The organism is Enterocloster clostridioformis, from assembly GCF_020297485.1.
GTDB lineage: Bacteria > Bacillota > Clostridia > Lachnospirales > Lachnospiraceae > Enterocloster > Enterocloster clostridioformis.
Genome location: NZ_JAIWZC010000001.1, coordinates 4,662,197 through 4,679,484 on the forward strand (window position 1 = coordinate 4,662,197; position 17,288 = coordinate 4,679,484).

Here is a 17,288-nt window from a genome sequence, read left to right on the forward strand (position 1 = left end):
CTCAAACATGTGGTTCATGGCTGCGATGGCTGCTTCCGAGGTAATTTTCCTCTTCCATGAGTAATAATAAAAATACAGGAGAAACTTGTTTAGAGTGTTTTACACCTGTATCGGGCGAATGAATCAGATGAATCATCCGGAGAACATAAAATGTGAGAGGAGCGAAACAATGAGCAAAGCGTACGATGAGTTAAGGACATACATGGATAAGGCCATGGCCATCAAGACAGCCATGGCGCTGTTTGAGTGGGACAACGAGACACTGGCCCCCAGGGAAGCGGGAGAGCTTACCTCCAAGGTAATCGGGGTCCTGTCAGGGGAGTATTTCCAGGCAGTGACCTGCGAAGAGATGAAGAAACTGCTGGAGAAATGCCGGGATGACAAAAGCCTGACCACGGCAGAGGCCGCCAATGTAAGGGAGCTGCTGGAAGAGAGGGAGCAGATTTGCCCTATTCCCCGGAATGAATATCAGGAATTCGCCCGTCTCACAGCCGGGGCTACCGGCGTTTGGGCCAGGGCTAAAAAGGACCGGGATTTTGAGGCGTTTGCCCCAACCCTTGAGAGAGTCATCGGATTCCAGAAAAAGTTTGCGGGATACAGGGCAAAGGATGGAAAGAAGCTGTACGATGTGATGTTAGATGACTATGAGAAGGGCTTTTCCATGGAGAACCTGGACCGGTTCTTCGGCGTGCTGAAAAAGGAACTGGTACCGTTTCTCAAGAAGGTGATGGAAGAGGGAAAGAAGGTTGAGGACTCCTTCTTAAAGGGCGATTACCCGGAGAAAAAGCAGGAGGAGCTGGGGCGGTTCCTGGCGGAATATGTGGGATTTGACTTTGACCGGGGCGTTATGGCGGTCAGCGCCCATCCTTTTACCACAAACCTTCACAACAAGGATGTGCGCATTACCACCCATTACACGGACTGCGTTGACAGTTCTCTGTTTTCTGTCATCCATGAGGCCGGACATGCTATCTATGAACTGGGCATAGGGGATGACCTAACTCTGACGCCTGTGGGCCAGGGGGCCAGCATGGGTATGCATGAATCCCAGTCACGGTTTTTTGAGAACATCATTGGCCGCAGCCGTTCCTTCTGGGTTCCCATATATGCCAGGATACAGGAGATGTTCCCGGAACAGTTGGGCAAGGTGGACCTGGACCATTTCGTGGAGGCGGTCAACAAAGTTACCCCGGGATTAATCCGCACCGAGGCCGATGAACTGAGCTACAGTCTCCATGTGCTGATCCGCTATGAGATTGAGAAGATGCTGATAGAGGAAGATTTGGACGTGGAGAAGCTGCCGCAGCTCTGGGCTGACAAATATGAGGAGTATCTGGGAGTGCGCCCGGAGAATCCGGCGGAAGGAGTGCTCCAGGATATCCACTGGTCCCAGGGATCCTTTGGATATTTTCCGTCCTATGCCCTGGGCAGCGCCTTTGGAGCCCAGTTATATTATCATATGAAGGAAATTATGGATTTTGACGGCCTGCTTAGGGAAGGCAAGGTGGATGTGATACGGGATTATCTCAGGGAACACATTCACCGGTATGGAAAGTTAAAAGACAGCCGTCAGATACTGAAGGATGTGACCGGGGAGGACTTTAATCCGGAATATTATGTCAGGTATCTGAAGGAGAAATACTCCGCTGTGTACGGACTGTAGCAGGTGGACTGCCAGAAGTGTAAAGACGTGTTATTGTATAACTTTATGTTTTAGTTATGCAATAACACGTCTCTTTGTTATCATTAGAGATTTTGCCTTTCATTTTTAAACCATTTATTGTATACTTAAGACAATGTTAAGAATTATCTGGAGGAGGAGAGTAAGTGATACTGGCAGATAAAAGAGATTACAGGCAAGGATATAAGAAACATTACTCGGCCTACTATAAACTCATGGAAACAAATGCAAGCATAAACAGTAAACGATTACTACTCTCTTATTGCGTTGAGTGTGGATTGAAATATTTGCTGTTAGATAAATGGCATGAGGAAAATCCAGAAAAGATAATAGGAAATGAAAAAGACAAGAGAAGAGATGTTTTGAAAAGTCATAATCTGGAAAAGATATTAAAAGAGTTAGGACAATTAGGGACCTTCAAATTTCCTCAATTGATTACAGCACATCAAGATAGTATAACATCCGAAAATTACCATCAATTATGTAGATATTGCATAAGAGTAAAGGATAAGGATAGAGTAAAAGAAGATAAATATGAAATTGAGCTAAAAAAAATTGCAGACTGGATTGAGGAAGGGATGTGAGAAGAGTGTTATTCTATACATGGAAAGATGTAGAGCGACATTTGTTTTTAAACCGGGATAGATGGGATAAAGATATTTTGGATGCAGAAATTTATTCTTCTGATATTTATATTTATGTAAAATCTTTAGATAATATAAATAGAGTTGGAGAAAATCTGGCAGATATTTTTGAGTATAAATATATTCATAAAGATCAGAAACTTTATCTTGAATTGGGAAAAGAAGCATATTTAACAGTAACATATGAGATTGGGGAAGAAACAGAACATGACAAGCAGATAGTGCCATTATTTAGAAATGTATTATATAAGAAATCTGCCTATTATGAGGATATGATTCAAGAAAGTCTTCCGGGGTGTCCAGTTATAGCATTTCATTCATATAAAGGAGGAGTAGGTAGGACTTTATCACTTCTTGCTTTTGTAAAAGCATGGTCAGCACTTTCAGATGTTAAAGAGGCCAGCAGACTTTTAATTGTGGATTCAGATATAGAAGCCCCGGGAATTACTTGGCTTACGGCCAAGGATGGGCAGTGTTCTTTTAGCTATTTGGATTTATTGGAAATAACACAGGGAATGGATAGCATCGAAGAGATAGTTGGATTAGTGGCAGATAAAGTAAGCGAGATGACTTTTCAGGTTGAGACAGATGTTAAAGTTGTTGAACATTTTGTTTTACCTACTTATCGATATATCGAACAGTTATTGGATATGTATGCCAGTCCGGAGAGTATAGTTAACAGTTATAATAAGAAGTTTATTTTGGCAGAGATTTTGTCAATGTTAGGAAAAAGGTTGAATGTATCAGCTGTACTGGTTGATTTAAGAGCTGGCGTAAGCGAATTTTCAGCTCCGCTATTATTCGATCCCAGGGTGAAAAAATATTTGGTAACATCTACATCGTATCAGTCGGTTAAGGGAACAGAATTATTGATACAAGAGTTAAATAAAGGTCTGCCTATAAAGGAGAGTACACTAATTCCTGAGATTTTTATGACAATGATTCCAGATGGATTACAAACTTTGGATATTGTTAGTGGATTGGTCTCCTTATATGACGAGGTCGACGAGAAGGAAGAATCCCTAATTGATAATCTTGTAACTGAACTTCCATTTGCTAGTGAGTTGTTGCATCTAGGTTCCTTAAGACAGATCATCAAAAATTTAGATGGATGTGCATTTTATAAAAATATTTATTCGCTAGTCAAGGATAATTATGTTGTCCAGAAAGAAAAGAAAATATCAACATCGGTTAATAGAAGAGATGAAGTAATAAGAAAGATTAATCGATTAGCAGATACTCAAATAAATGCAGAAGGGAATGTTGAATTTAACATACTAATGACAGCTCCTATTAATAATTTAATAAAAAAATTTAGGATAAATATTCCTCATACAATTATTATGGGAGCCAAAGGATCAGGTAAGACATTTTTATATAGAGAAATGTTGAGAAATAAATATTGGGAAACTTTTATAGTGAAAATGGAAAACAACAAAGAGATAAAAGAACCAAGGACATTTTTCGTTCCTGTCTTAGCATCTTCTAATGCCAGTGGTTTTAAGGATATACTACAAGCAGCTATTAAAAAGTATAATGCATGTGGAGCTAACGGAAATATCAGTAACTCTGTTTGGCTGGATAATAGCAATAAAATTAAAACTTTTAATAGAAATGAGCATGATTCTTTAGAGTGGTTAGATTTTTGGAAACAAATAATGCTAGAGACATTGGGAGGGGGATTTGATTCTTTAGAATCATTAGAAAACGTTTTAGGAGAATGTGCTCAAAGGGTGGTTTTTTTATTTGATGGTTTAGAGGAAATTTTTATTCAAACATTATCATCCAAGACAGAAAAAAACGCTATTTTAGGTCTCTGCCAGGATATGTTAAATGAATGGAAAGTGAAATATAAAAATATTGGTGCAATAATATTTTTGAGAAAAGATTTGGCTAGAGATTCAATAGAGGTTAATTTTGAACAATTTAATACGCTTTATAATTCAGTAGAACTAAGATGGTCCAGGACGGAAGCATTGAGATTGGTAGTCTGGCTTGTAAATCAAGCGGTCCCGGGATTTTACCAAGAAGAGGTTGCTGTTGAGGTAGCGTCTCAAGAATTGATTGAAAGGAATCTTACTAAGCTATGGGGAGTGAAGCTGGGGAAAATAACATCAAATGAAGCATATTCATCAAGATGGATTTTGGCAGCATTATCAGATTTTAATGGACAATTACAGGCTCGTGATATCATTAGGTTTTTACAATATGCGACCGAAGATGCAGGACGGCCAATATATGAGGATCGCTATATTATGCCAGCAGAAATAAAAAAGGCAGTCCCAAATTGCTCTAATAAAAAATTAAATGAGGTTATACAGGAAATCGCTGCTCTTAAACCAATTTTCACTAAATTGGAAAGTCTTCCGGAAGAAAAAAGAATACTTCCATTTCATAGTGATACTTTTGAATTAACAGCAACGGATGAAAAGCTAATGAAACAGGAGGGATATTTGAAAATTGATAATGATAAATATTACCTTCCAGAGATAATTAGACATGCATTAAAGTTTAAATATGAAAGGGGAGCGAGGCCTAAAGTATTATCGCTGTTATTAAGTAAATAGAATATCCGGTGATATATTTGTCATAATAGTGGTTACCATAGTGGTCTAAACACCCCGCTTGTAATACCGCCTTTTTTCTGGTAGAATGACTCTGAGTAAGAAATACCAACAACAAAGGAGAACGGATATGTCTGACTGTAGGAAGTATGTGGATTATATAATGGAGCAGGCCAAGAATCTGCTGGCCATTGACAGTCCTTCCGGTTATGGCAGGGAAGTCACGGAGTACCTGTTAAAGGAATTGGAAGCATTGGGGATGCCGGCCAGGCGCACGGTAAAGGGAGGAGTCATCGCCGATTTCGGAGGCAGGAATAAGGAAGACGGAATCCTGCTGGAGGCCCACTGTGATACCCTGGGCGGCATGGTTGCCCAGATTAAGGAAAACGGCAGGCTGAAGCTGACCAATATAGGAGGCATGAAGCCGGCTAATGCCGAGGCTGAGAATGTTCGGATTATCACCAAGGCGGACGGAATCTATGAGGGAACCTGCCAGCTGGTGGATGCTTCCGTACATGTAAACGGCAGCTATGAGAAGACCGAGCGCACATGGGATACGGTGGAGGTGCTGGTGGACGAGGATGTTAAGTGCAGGGAAGACGCGGTGAAACTTGGCATTATGCCTGGCGATTATGTGTGCTTTGAACCCAGGACAAGGATTACCTCATCCGGTTATATCAAGAGCCGTTTTCTGGATGATAAGCTGTCCGCAGCCATTTTGATGGGATATGCCAAATATATTAAGGATGAGTCCGTGAACCCTGAGCGCCGGGTATATGCCCATTTTACTATCTATGAGGAAGTGGGACACGGCGGCGCTGCTTCTGTTCCGGAGGGCGTGACCGAAGCCTGGTCCGTGGACATGGGCTGTGTGGGAGAGGGCCTTCAGTGTACGGAGCGTGAGGTATCCATCTGTGCAAAGGACAGCGGCGGCCCCTATAACTGCGATATCGTGTGCCGTCTGGTAGAGCTGGCAAAGGAGCATGGAATCGGCTATGTCGTGGATGTGTATCCGCATTACGGTTCTGATGTTGAGACTACCCTGAAAGCAGGCCATGACGTGCGCCATGCCCTGATTGGGCCGGGCGTCTACGCATCCCATGGATATGAGAGAAGCCATAGGGATGGCGCAGAGAATACGTTCAGGCTGATTCAGGCATATATCGGGTAAGTCTGGGAAAATATTATATAATAACCTAAATATCGCCTGCCGGCATGAGAACGGTGCGGCGATATTTTTTGTGCTGTAAAAGGCATGGCACATAGGTATGTCCTAATATTCATATATTAATGATAGGGGAGTACCCTGATACAGGAAGGAGGGGATTGGATTTTGTGAATAAACGCGTCATATGGGCGGCCCTCACCGGGCTCATGGTGCCTTATGTAGGAACCCTTGCATGGACAGGCACGATCCGGGGAGAGGAACTGCGCTATGAGCAGCAGAAGGAGGTATCCGGCAGGCGGCGGATTCTTTTGGACCGGACCGGCGGCTCCTACTATATGGATATGGAGGAATACCTGCCCGGAGTCATTGCCAGGCAGGCGCCGGTGGAGTACGAGCCGGAAGCACTGAAAGCCCAGGCCATCATTGCCAGGACATACATATGCAGGCAGATGGAGGGCGCCGGGGATGAGGAAGAGATAGCGGAATCCGCCCTGGATATGGATTATCTGGAGGCGGACCAGTTAAAAAAGCTGTGGGGTTCCAGCCAGTTCCCGGAATATTACAAAAAACTGGAGGACGCGGTAAAGGCCACCTCCGGTATTGTCATGACCTACGAGGGAAAATGTATTGATCCCATGTATTGCAGGGCCACGGCCGGCATGACGAGACAGGGGGATTTTACCCATCCCTATCTTCAGACCGTGGACTGTCCCGGGGATGTGGAGGCAGAGGGATACATGCAGATGCTTTCCTTTTCCAGGGAATCGTTTGTGTCGGATATCAACGGCATTCCAGCCGGGGAATCCGGCCCCAGGACCGTTGAGGCATCTCAGGTGCCGGACACCATACAGATTGTGTCCAGGGACGATGCCGGGTATGTGGATACCGTACAGATTGGCAGTGCCGGCTACACAGGAGAGGAGGTGCAGTATGCCCTGGGCCTGGCTTCCTCCTGCTTTGTGCTGGAGCCCTATGAGGACGGAATCAGGGCGGTGGTGAAGGGAATTGGGCACGGCTACGGGCTGAGCCAGGCCACTGCCAATGAGAAAGCAAAGGAGGGATGGAAGGCCGAAGATATCCTTGGATATTTTTATAAAAATATTGCTTTCATTTCTGAATAAGTAGCCTTGGTTTGGTAAGAATAGTACCGAGGTGATAAACGTGAAAGAGAAAGTAAACCAGATGTTCAAGGATAAGCTGTTTCTTGTCATGCTAGTGTTAGGCCTGCTGACTATAGTAGCCGCAGCAGGAGTGATTACCGTACAAAGAGGAAAAGGTAATGAGACCAATCCATACCTTGAAGTGCCCCAGCCCGAAATGATTGCCCAGGAGACCGCACCGGAAATGCCGCAGGTGGCAGGTGCCTCTGATGCGGCAAAAGAGACACAAAAGAGCGAGCCGGCTCCTACCAAGGCGGCCGTGGCCCAGAACGCCAACCAGGGAAATGACCTGGCGGCGGAAGCTGGAGCGGGAAAAGATGCGGCCGATGCGCTGGTGCTGAATTTTACAGATACCAGCAAGATGGAGTGGCCCGTAAAGGGAAATGTGCTTTTGGACTACAGCATGGACCAGACCATTTATTTCCCCACCCTGGACCAGTACAAATGCAATCCCGGACTGGTGATACAGTCTGATGTGAGCACTCCGGTGGGCGCCCCGGCCAATGCCAGGATACTGGAAGTGGGCTCCAATGAGGAAATCGGAAATTACGTTGTCATGGACCTGGGCAATGAGTACACAGCTACCTGCGGCCAGTTAAAGGAGGTCTGCGCGGCAGAGGGCGAGTACTTGAAAAAGGGACAGACCCTGGGCTACGTGTCAGAGCCAACCAAGTATTATTCCGTGGAAGGCGTCAATGTATTCTTTGAACTGAAACATCAGGATAAGACGGTGGACCCGTTAGATTATATGGAATAGGGTCTTGAAAATTATCGGTAAAACGTAAATAGTGTAAAGTAATTCGGGAAGAGCAGAAAGCATAGAGATGTTTTCTGCTCTTCCTTTTTGTACGTGAAATATAGAAAGCGAATGCATTACAGTGTTCCCAAAAATTTGCCATGTTTTCCACCCTCATAGGCTGTGCGCTCAACGTCGTTCTGGATCCTGTGGCTATCTTTGTGATGGGATGGGGAATGAAAGGAGCTGCCCTGGCTGCCATCACCGGCCAGATTGTATCCGCCCTTTTGACGGTTTATTATCTGTTTAAGCCCAAATCCTTCTGCCTGAAGCCTGTAAGCTTTAAGCCGGACGCAGAGATACTGAAGCTTGTCCTGGCTTTTCCAGGCTGCTGTCCCTTCTCAGGGACTTCGTGTTAAGCGTGCCTTTGGCCCTGATGCTGCCGGGATTCTTTGGGGTGACAGGGGCCCTGTACTCCGGCCCTGTGGCGGATATAGTCTCCTCTGGGGCGGCAGTGCTGTTCATGGCAATGGTATTCAGAAAATTAAAACGCCTGGAGGATGGGGAAGTGGCGTTGTCCACATACGGGCGCATCAGCCCATAGATATTCTTTCCCGCCGGGCAGCGGTCAGAGCCTTACGGAAAATCTGCTTAAAACAATTCGGGCAGCAGGCTGTGCCGCTCCGGTGGGCGCGGATTTCTTTGGCTTTTCATTGCCAGGGTAATATAGTACAATTATTCCAACAGCACAGAAGCATTTGGAAAGGGAGGAATGTTTGGATGGAGACGCAAAGAAATGAACACAGGAACCAGAACGGTAGGATAGAGGGAATGAGAGACCAGGACAGTGCGGCAAAACGCATGGAGGATGGACGCCTGTATTTTCCGGGAGACGAGGATATTCTGAAGGGGCAGATGGCCTGTATGGAACTGCTCTATGATTACAATGCAACCAGGCCAAAGGAAAGCGCCAGGCGTGCCGGTCTGCTGGAGCAGATGTTCGGCTCCATTGGACGGGACTGCTATATTGAACCGCCTCTTCACAGCAACTGGGGAGGCAGACACGTGTATATGGGGGACTTTGTCTATGCCAACTTTAACCTGACACTGGTGGATGACGGGGAGATTTATATTGGCTCCCATTGCATGATTGGGCCCAATGTGACCATTGCCACTGCAGGACATCCGGTGGAACCGGAGCTTCGCAGGAAAGGAATCCAGTTCAACATGCCGGTGCGTATTGGTGAGAATGTGTGGATAGGGGCGGGAGCCGTGGTAGTGCCGGGGGTTACCATTGGGGATAATTCTGTGATTGGCGCGGGAAGCGTGGTTACCAGGGATATTCCCGCCAATGTGGTGGCAGTGGGAAACCCGTGCCGTATCCTCAGGGAGATAGGGGAACGGGACAGAATGTATTATTATAAGGACCGGAAGATTGATATGTGATTTCGGTCCGTGTCTGAGTGCTTTTTGTACATGGCAAGAGGGCAGGAATCACAAAAAAGCGTGTCCGCACATATACCATACCAGTGTGTGCAGACACGCTTTTAAAATGACTTTTATTTAACCTTACCCAGCCGCTTTTTCGTATACTTTTTAGCCTTGCATTTACAGTGGCCGCATCCCGCGGCCAGGTGCGTGGCTTTTTTGACTTTCTTAAAGGAATCAGCGCCTTCTTCAATTGCCTTTTTAATATCGTCCTTTGTCACCTTAAAGCAGGGACATATGTACTTATCCTTCCCCATCACAGCACCAGTGAGGGCGCGGTGTAGACCCTTGCCGCCAGTTCGGAATCCAGCATGTAGAGTCCCTTGGGATCATGGCCGAACAGGTCGAAACGCTTTACCAGTTCACTGGCGTTCTTCTCCTCTTCGCCCTGCTCCTTTACGAACCAGTCCAAAAACTGCATGGTACGGAAATCCTTAACGGAATACGCGGCGTCATAAATATCATGGATAAGCCCGGTCACATAGTTTTCGTGCTCCAGCCCGGCAGTGAGAGGTCCCCTGAAGTCCTCAAATACCCTGTCCGGCTTGGCGATGGCCTCCAGCGTTATTTTCTCTCCGTTGTTCTGCAGATACTGGATGAACAGCATGGCATGGTCGCGTTCCTCCTGGGCCTGGACCTGGTACCAGTTGGAAAAGCCGCTCAGCTCCGCGTCCTTGTAGTAGTTGGCAAAATCCAGATACAGATAAGCGGAGTAAAATTCTTTGTTTACCTGTGTGTTAATAAGTTCTGCTACCTTTTTATCTAACATGTACAGCCTCCTTAAATATATAATTATAATTTAATAATTATGTTCAGGTGTATCTCCATCATACCTGTTTTATATGCCTTTGGCAAGAAAAATCTGGGGATTTGGAGCGTTTGGAGGAATTTGGATCCGGGACCTGCTTCCGATTTGTCAGAAGAGCTCCCGGCTCCATGCCTCGGCCAGACGGTCCAGCGTGAAAAATGCATTGGCAGGGCTGGTGGATGGACATTTGACGGCTTCCCTTCCTGTTTTTTCCTGACAGTATTTGCGGTACAGCTGAAAGGCCGTGTCGCCGTTGGCAATGATTGTTTCGATGCCGGCCGTGCGGAGAATCCGGTTTAAGTCCGTGGGTATCACATTGCGGATGCTCCGGTCGCTGGAGCCCTTAATGTCACAGGCAGCCACCACGTCCCAGAGCGCGATATGATGGCGCGTCAGCAGACGTTTCTTATCCTCTGTGGTTTCAGGCACGGGTTCTTCAAACAGGCGGGCCATCAATTTCCAGAAGCGGTTCTGGGGATGGCCGTAGTAAAAGTTTTGCTCCCTGGATTTTACCGAGGGAAAGCTTCCGAGTATCAGTATGCGGGATGTCTCATCGTATATGGGACCCAGTGTGTGGCATACACGGGTGTAGCCTGCTGGAAGTTCATCCTCAATGTAATCCTCCTCGCTCAGCTTTTTCCTGAGCCGGCTCATGGGGGCTCCGATTCCGCCGTCCTTTGCGATGGACACGGCAAAGGCGTTGATTTTCAGCTTGTTTTCTTCATACAGATCCATGCTCTGGTACAATTCTTTGTAATCCTTAAGGAGACGGAGCTTTAGCTTCACGGCATTGGCCTTTTTCCAGTCCGTGCTCACCAGGCTGCCCTTGCGTTTCATATAGTAGTAAACCGGAGTCTGGATGGCCGTGAACCGCTTCGCGTACCGGATGAAGTTCAGGTTAAATAAAAAGTCCTCGCACCAGCGCAGATCCTCGTCCATCTTAAGCTGATGCTCCCGGACAATGCTGCGGCGGTACAGCTTATTCCACAGTACGCCGTAATAAAAGTCAGCAGGCTCCCGCATCATATATTCCGCGTACTGGGCCCTGGTCAGAAGCCCCCGTTCCCGTATGTGCTGCTTTTCCGTGAACACAGCCCCGTCCACCCGGTAAAAGTCTGAGACGACCAGATCGCAGTCGAATTTTCTGGCGGCATGAACAAAGCTTTCCGTGGCGTCAGGGGTCAGCCAGTCATCGCTGTCCATGAACTGCAGGTATTCGCCCCTGGCAGTCTCAATGGCCTGGTTACGGCTGTCGGAAACCCCGGTATTTTCCTTGTTGATAACACGGAATCGGCAGTCCATTTTTTCATATTCCCGGCAGATTTTAAGGCTTGTATCCTGGCTTCCGTCGTTTACTACGATTATTTCCATGTCCTGGAAGGTCTGCTCCATAGCGCTGTTCAGACAGCGCCGCAGGTATTTTTCCGCATTGTAGACAGGTATGATAAGTGAAACAAAAGGCATGTCAGTCATTCCTCCGAATTTTCATTGTCCTTTTCGTATGGCATAATTTAGTATAGCACAATTTGAAATAAAAATGTTGACTGGAGCTTTTAAATCTGCTATTATCAAATGCAGTAATAGTTAAAGAGAGGTGTCTTTTTGTTAATTGTATCTGTTTGTGGAAGATAAATAAACCGATTGCGTACATGAAATGATTGTCCGTTTGGCGGGCCTTGTTTTTGTGTACTCCGGAATCCATGACAGATGAATCATATGGTATCTTTTGAAACCTATGCGACATTGCCTGTAGTGGATGTCCGTAGGTTTTTTTGTCTTCCATTTTCATGTTCGTAACCGATTCAACATTATCATATATCCCCAGCAGGGAACAGAGATGAACAAGGAAACAGAGAGGAAACAGACAGAACAATGAACGGAACATTTGAAGCATATAAGACAGTTGCATTTGATATCATAAGAGAACAGCTGGCGGATCTTGCCAATTCAGCAGAGGCCAGGGAGATGGCCAGAGGGCTTGTGCCCTGCATGGAAGAGGGAGAGCTGCGAAGAAGCATGAGGGACACCACCCAGGCCAGGCAGATGCTTGAGCTGGCGGGCATGCCTCCCATGCCGGCCATGGAACATACGGCTGAGTTTGTAGCCCGTTCTGTCCGGGGCGAGCTGCTTACGCCGGAGGAAATGGAGGAAATCGGTATGTTCCTGGCCGCGGTGAGACGGGTCAGGTCGTATCTGGACAAGGGAGTATCCTATGGAATTCCGCTGTCCTTCTATGGGGAAAATCTCAGGCTGATGCCGGAACTAAAAGAGGAGATAGAGGGAGCCATCCGTCACGGAAGGGTGGACGACCGCGCGTCCAACGCGCTGCGGGATATTCGCCGGGACCTGCTGCTTCTGGAAGAAAAAATCAAGGATAAGGCGGAAGCGCTTTTAAAATCGCAGAAAAAGTTTATGGCGGAATCCTTCCTGGTAACCAGGAACGGACGGCTGTGCCTGCCGGTTAAGAAGGAGTATAAGTCCAAAATACCGGGCAGCGTCATAGACCGATCCGCCAGCGGTTCTACGGTATTTATAGAGCCGGAAACCATTGCCAGGCTGCAGGACGAGATAGAGGGACTCAGGATTGAGGAGGACTGCGAGGAGAGGCGTATCCTGTATACGCTTATGGATAAGATTGCCATGGAGGAGGACGGGTTTAAGGAGAATCTGGCGCTGCTGGCAAAACTGGATTTTGTGTTTGCCAAAGGAAAGCTCAGCGCACAGATGGAGGCCGGGGAGCCGGCCATCAATACCCAGGGTATCATACGCCTGAAGGGAGCCAGGCATCCCCTTCTGCCGGGGGATGCCAATGTTCCGCTGGATTTTGAGCTGGGCGGAGAGAAACGGGGAATGGTAATAACAGGGCCTAATACAGGGGGAAAGACTGTTGCCATCAAGACCGTGGGACTGTTCGTGCTCATGGCCTGCTCCGGCCTGCATCTGCCCTGCCGGGAGGCGGACATAGCCATGCGCAACCTTGTATTATGCGATATTGGGGATGGGCAGGATATTCTGGATAACCTGTCTACCTTTTCAGCCCATATCACCAATGTGCTGGAGATATTAAAGCGGGCTACCGGGGAGAGCCTGGTGATACTGGATGAACTGGGCTCAGGTACGGATCCGGCCGAGGGAATGGGCATTGCCATTGCCATACTGGAGCAGCTGCGGCTGCGGGGATGTCTTTACCTGGTTACAACCCATTACCCGGAGGTTAAGACCTATGCGGGCCGCCATGAGGAACTCATCAGCGCCAGAATGGCCTTTGACCGGGAAAACCTGCGTCCCCTTTACAGACTGGAGATGGGAAAGACCGGGGACAGCTGCGCCCTCTATATCGCAAAGCGGCTGGGTATGCCGGAGGACATGATTCAAACAGCGGCCTCAGAGGCTTACGGAGAAGGGGCGGATCTGTACCAATCCCGGGAGAAGTCTCAGGAAAAGCCACCGGGTAGACAATGGCCGGGAGGGCTGGAGCGGATTCCGGTTCCCGGCATTGTGCCCATAAAGCGAAAGCCGGCTGCTGCAAGCCCGGAAAAAGGGTTTACGAGAGGCGACAGCGTGGAGGTTCTGCCAAAGGGGGAGATCGGCATTGTTGTGAGGCCGGCGGACCAGACGGGAAATGTGCTTGTCCAGGTAAAGCGTGAAAAACGCCTGATAAACCAGAAACGCTTGAAATTAAAGGTAAGGGCCAAAGAGCTGTACCCTGAGGATTACGATTTTTCCATTGTGTTTGACAGCGTGGAAAACCGTAAAGCCAGACATCAGATGGAAAGGAAATATGTGGGAAACATGGAGGCGCGGGTGGAAGAATAGCCCGCCCTACACCCCAATGGAGGATGACGCCCTGTACTCGGTGGGCGTCATCCTTTTATATTTTTTAAAGCATCTGCTGAAGTAATTCAAATCCCCAAACCCCACATAAAACGCGATGTTCTGTATGGACATACCGGAAAATGAGAGAAGTCCGGCTGCCTTTTCAACCCTGGCCTTTGTGATATAGTTGGAGATGGAGTCTCCTGTCTCCCTGTTAAACAGGCGGGAGAGATAGGAGGGGCTGACACGGATACCCTTTGCAATCCCCGCAAGGGTGAGCTGGTCAGCCAGATAGATGCGGATGTAGGTGATGGCCTTGCGGACCAGGGGAGAATACTGGTCCAGGCGGTTCTTCCGGACAAAGCGGCAGTATGCGCTTATCATCTGGGATTTGCATTCCTGCGCTTCCCTCATGGTGTTGGCATTTTCAATGAGCATTGCGAAGTTGGAGGAGATGATGTCCAGATACACAGGATGAATGCCGGCGGTTTCAGCGCTTTTGCGGAGCATGGTATTGAGGGAAACCCCCAGGTTTTTTGCCGTACGGAGCGGATCCTCGGTACGGACTATGGCCGGGCTCTCCTGTGAGAATTGCCTACTACGGGAAGGGTGAGGCAGAACTGGCTGAAGGGGACCAGCAGGGACAGATTTTTTCCGTTATCCTGAAGGCTCTGCTCGCAAAAGGCAGTGTCTGCCGGATGGGCGAGATAGGGGCCGGCGATGAGAACCTGATTTTTACCGTCATACAGGAACAGATTATTGTGAAGGTTTATAAAATCTGTTATGTGATACAGGGTCCCAGGCTGTAAGGATTCCACCATGGAACGGGTAATGAAAAAGGGAAAGCCGTTCCTGATGAAATCCGGAAAATATTCTTTGATACCGGTTTCTATGGCTTCCATCCGCGCGGGGCACAGGATGACGGGGACTTTCAGCATGACTTCTATGAACTGTTTGGATATGAGCGCTTTTTCCTGTTCCTGGGACAGCTGCTCATGAGCGGCACCATGACATACCTGTTTGCCAACATGCTGCTGAATTCCAGGCTTCAGGGCGTATTTTCAAGTATCCTCATCGCACCGTTAGTAGCCATTTCCATCGGCGGCGTGTTTGTGTCCAGAAGGTTCGGGCTTAAGAGTACCTTCCTCCTGGGAACATGGGGATCCATGACTATGATGGCCATAATGTTTGTGGTTGGACCTGACCCGAATGTGCCGGCTGTCCAGGAAGAGCTGGAAAACAGGAAGGAAGTACGGACCGGAAAGGGACCGCATCTGAACGGAGCTACAAAAGCCGCTGCCGGAGAAGCGGTATAGAATGAAAACAGAGCGTAAACGCAGAAGGGATTGAAACGATATGAATAAGGCATCAACTAACATTCATTTTTATAAAAATGAAAACGGTCCTGTCATCAGAGTTACCGTAAAGCCGGTGATCGAAAAGGACGGGCTGTATTTCAGGGACCTGACAGGGGATGGAAGGCTGGCTCCCTATAAGGATTGGCGCAACACTCCCGCCAAAAGGGCGGCTTCCCTGGCGGCGGAATTGTATGCTGACGAGAAAATCGGCATGCTGTTCGTCAACTCCTGGAAGATGGGAATTTACCAGGAGGACAGGACAAAGGTGGATGAAAGCGGCCTTCTCAACGAGGAGATTGTGGAGCAGGACGAGTCCATCTTCAATGTGGAAAATACGTATGGAACCACCTGCACGGTAAAGGAAATGGGCATACGCCATTTCATCCTGCGTCAGAACCCCAGGCCGGGCGAACTGGCGGACTGGATTAACCAGCTTAATATGGTGGCGGAGGGAACCGGCCATGCCCTGCCTGTGATGGTCCTTTCCAATTCCAGGAATGAGCACGGGGAGATTGTATTCGGCATGAACGATGAGGCAGGCGTGTTTGCCACCTGGCCCGGGACCATGGGAATCGCGGCGGCTGTCCGGGGAAACGGACCGGAACTCATAGACAGCTTTGCCCGGTGTATCCGGATGGAATGGGATGCAGTGGGGATGAAAAAGGGATATATGTACATGGCCGATGTCATGACAGATCCCAGGTGGCAGCGGTCCTATGGAATCTTTGGCGAGGATCCGGAGCTTGTGTGCGCCATCATGGAGCGTCTGATTCCCGGCATACAGGGAAGCAGCCAGGGAGTCACAAAAAAAAAGGGGGGGGGGGGTGGCCGTCGCCATCAAGCATTTCCCGGGAGGCAGAGCCAGGGAAAACGGATTCGACCCCCACTATGTCCAGGGACAGTGGAATGTGTACCAGACAGAGGACAGCCTGCGCACATACCACCTGCCTGCCTTCCGGACAGCCATAGACAAAAAGGCATCCTCCATCATGCCGTATTATGCCAAACCATCGGCTGCCAAGAGCAAGTCCCAGTATGGGCCGGACGGAGATGCCATGGAGATGGAGCCGGTAGGCTTTGCGTTTAACAGGGTCTTCATACAGGGGCTTCTGCGGGAGAAGATGGGATTTGAGGGATATGTGAACAGCGACTCCGGCATCTCCAATAAGATGGCCTGGGGCGTGGAGGAGCTGGATGTGCCTTCCAGAATCGCGCTGGCTGTCAATACCGGAGTGGATATCATCAGCGGGTCGTTGGATGTGTTTTCCGCCAGGGAGGCATATGAGCGCGGAAGGAATGGATATTACACGACCCAGGGCCATCCGGTGCCCCGGGGGTACCGGGCCAGTGATCTGGTGCTGACCGATGAGGCGCTTACAAGGGCGGTGACAAGGACCTTAAAGGAAAAGTTTGAACTGGGTATGTTCGACAACCCATACCGCGACCCTGAGGAAGCGGAACAGGTGGTGGCCACAAAGAAGCACTGGGAGGACGCTTACCGGGTGCATCAGCAGTCCGTGGTGCTCTTAAAGAACAGAGAGGGCCTGATTCCCCTGGATGCGGAAAAGACGGCAGGCAGGAAGGTGTATGTGGAATGCTTTGGCTGTGAAGCAGAGGTTGCCGCCAAGGAGACGGAGGCAGTCAAAAGGTCCTTTGCGGAAAGGTTTCAGGCGGAGCTGACAGAAGATTACAGGGAAGCGGATTTCGCCATTCTGTTCATCCGGCCAAGCTCAGGCGAATACTTCCATTCCACTAAGGGATATTTGGAGCTTGATATCTGTGAGAACAAACAGGTGCGGGATGTGGACAGCGAGGGGAATTACTATGAGCTGGACTTTGGGCTGACGTTGGAATAGAAAACGAGA

Annotated in this window: 13 protein-coding genes and 3 pseudogenes; 12 read left to right on the forward strand and 4 right to left on the reverse strand. The window is 48.4% G+C overall.

The features are described from left to right. Nucleotides 1-169 precede the first annotated feature (169 nt). From LA360_RS23310 to LA360_RS23350, 9 genes are all read left to right on the forward strand, one after another. Nucleotides 170-1,663, forward strand: coding sequence for a carboxypeptidase M32 (locus tag LA360_RS23310; RefSeq protein WP_022201039.1), 1,494 nt, complete (start codon nucleotides 170-172; stop codon nucleotides 1,661-1,663). Nucleotides 1,664-1,827: 164 nt separating this feature from the next. Continuing rightward, a complete protein-coding gene (locus LA360_RS23315) occupies nucleotides 1,828-2,265 on the forward strand; it encodes a hypothetical protein (RefSeq protein WP_002586161.1) in 438 nt (145 codons plus the stop codon). Then, the gene (locus LA360_RS23320; protein ID WP_022201040.1) at nucleotides 2,262-4,892 is read left to right on the forward strand and encodes a KGGVGR-motif variant AAA ATPase; all 2,631 of its coding nucleotides are present in this window, start codon (nucleotides 2,262-2,264) and stop codon (nucleotides 4,890-4,892) included. The genes LA360_RS23315 and LA360_RS23320 overlap by 4 nt, the downstream gene beginning before the upstream one ends. A 127-nt stretch (nucleotides 4,893-5,019) precedes the next feature. Next, a complete protein-coding gene (locus tag LA360_RS23325) occupies nucleotides 5,020-6,060 on the forward strand; it encodes a M42 family metallopeptidase (RefSeq protein ID WP_112482868.1) in 1,041 nt (346 codons plus the stop codon). A gap of 164 nt (nucleotides 6,061-6,224) precedes the next feature. Continuing rightward, on the forward strand, nucleotides 6,225-7,178 hold the full coding sequence (locus LA360_RS23330; protein ID WP_022201042.1) for a SpoIID/LytB domain-containing protein: 954 nt from the start codon (nucleotides 6,225-6,227) through the stop codon (nucleotides 7,176-7,178). A 40-nt stretch (nucleotides 7,179-7,218) separates the two neighbouring features. Then, on the forward strand, nucleotides 7,219-7,974 hold the full coding sequence (locus tag LA360_RS23335) for a peptidoglycan DD-metalloendopeptidase family protein (RefSeq protein WP_002567883.1): 756 nt from the start codon (nucleotides 7,219-7,221) through the stop codon (nucleotides 7,972-7,974). Nucleotides 7,975-8,114: 140 nt separating this feature from the next. Continuing rightward, a complete protein-coding gene (locus LA360_RS32200) occupies nucleotides 8,115-8,372 on the forward strand; it encodes a polysaccharide biosynthesis C-terminal domain-containing protein (protein ID WP_225537667.1) in 258 nt (85 codons plus the stop codon). Beyond that, on the forward strand, nucleotides 8,366-8,557 hold the full coding sequence (locus tag LA360_RS32205; RefSeq protein ID WP_225537668.1) for a hypothetical protein: 192 nt from the start codon (nucleotides 8,366-8,368) through the stop codon (nucleotides 8,555-8,557). The genes LA360_RS32200 and LA360_RS32205 overlap by 7 nt, the downstream gene beginning before the upstream one ends. Before the next feature lie 176 nt (nucleotides 8,558-8,733). Continuing rightward, on the forward strand, nucleotides 8,734-9,399 hold the full coding sequence (locus LA360_RS23350) for a sugar O-acetyltransferase (protein WP_022201044.1): 666 nt from the start codon (nucleotides 8,734-8,736) through the stop codon (nucleotides 9,397-9,399). A 113-nt stretch (nucleotides 9,400-9,512) separates the two neighbouring features. Here the strand turns inward: LA360_RS23350 and LA360_RS23355 are convergent, their stop codons facing one another. The 3 genes from LA360_RS23355 to LA360_RS30090 form a co-directional block, all read right to left on the reverse strand. Continuing rightward, nucleotides 9,513-9,698 carry a (2Fe-2S)-binding protein gene (locus LA360_RS23355; RefSeq protein ID WP_002586167.1) on the reverse strand — a complete coding sequence of 62 codons (186 nt, stop codon included), beginning with the start codon at nucleotides 9,696-9,698 and terminating at the stop codon, nucleotides 9,513-9,515. Beyond that, nucleotides 9,698-10,210: a ferritin gene (locus LA360_RS23360; RefSeq protein WP_022201045.1), complete on the reverse strand. Its 513-nt coding sequence runs from the start codon at nucleotides 10,208-10,210 to the stop codon at nucleotides 9,698-9,700. The genes LA360_RS23355 and LA360_RS23360 overlap by 1 nt, the downstream gene beginning before the upstream one ends. A 147-nt stretch (nucleotides 10,211-10,357) precedes the next feature. Next, entirely contained in the window at nucleotides 10,358-11,713 is a 1,356-nt protein-coding gene (locus LA360_RS30090; RefSeq protein ID WP_022201046.1) for a DNA-deoxyinosine glycosylase, read from the reverse strand. Between the two features lie 408 nt (nucleotides 11,714-12,121). Here LA360_RS30090 and LA360_RS23375 point away from each other — a divergent pair, with 408 nt between their 5' ends. Continuing rightward, complete coding sequence (locus tag LA360_RS23375; RefSeq protein WP_022201047.1) at nucleotides 12,122-14,065, forward strand: endonuclease MutS2; 1,944 nt, start codon at nucleotides 12,122-12,124, stop codon at nucleotides 14,063-14,065. A 6-nt stretch (nucleotides 14,066-14,071) separates the two neighbouring features. Here the strand turns inward: LA360_RS23375 and LA360_RS31585 are convergent. Then, nucleotides 14,072-15,003, reverse strand: a pseudogene (locus LA360_RS31585) (helix-turn-helix domain-containing protein). A 42-nt stretch (nucleotides 15,004-15,045) separates the two neighbouring features. On the opposite strand from LA360_RS31585, the pseudogene LA360_RS23390 reads away from it, so the two are divergent. Then, a pseudogene (locus LA360_RS23390) lies at nucleotides 15,046-15,381 on the forward strand (hypothetical protein); the annotation flags it as partial. Nucleotides 15,382-15,421: 40 nt separating this feature from the next. Then, nucleotides 15,422-17,279, forward strand: a pseudogene (locus LA360_RS31590) (glycoside hydrolase family 3 protein). The last annotated feature ends 9 nt before the right edge of the window (nucleotides 17,280-17,288 follow it).

Excerpts from the sequence above, each read along its gene's own strand:
- LA360_RS23350 (WP_022201044.1), top strand. The coding sequence starts at position 8,734 with ATGGAGACGCAAAGAAATGAACACAGGAACCAGAACGGTAGGATAGAG.
- LA360_RS32200 (WP_225537667.1), top strand. The coding sequence starts at position 8,115 with ATGTTTTCCACCCTCATAGGCTGTGCGCTCAACGTCGTTCTGGATCCT.
- LA360_RS30090 (WP_022201046.1), bottom strand. The coding sequence starts at position 11,713 with ATGCCTTTTGTTTCACTTATCATACCTGTCTACAATGCGGAAAAATAC.
- LA360_RS23375 (WP_022201047.1), top strand. The coding sequence starts at position 12,122 with ATGAACGGAACATTTGAAGCATATAAGACAGTTGCATTTGATATCATA.
- LA360_RS23360 (WP_022201045.1), bottom strand. The coding sequence starts at position 10,210 with ATGTTAGATAAAAAGGTAGCAGAACTTATTAACACACAGGTAAACAAA.
- LA360_RS23310 (WP_022201039.1), top strand. The coding sequence starts at position 170 with ATGAGCAAAGCGTACGATGAGTTAAGGACATACATGGATAAGGCCATG.
- LA360_RS23325 (WP_112482868.1), top strand. The coding sequence starts at position 5,020 with ATGTCTGACTGTAGGAAGTATGTGGATTATATAATGGAGCAGGCCAAG.
- LA360_RS23355 (WP_002586167.1), bottom strand. The coding sequence starts at position 9,698 with ATGGGGAAGGATAAGTACATATGTCCCTGCTTTAAGGTGACAAAGGAC.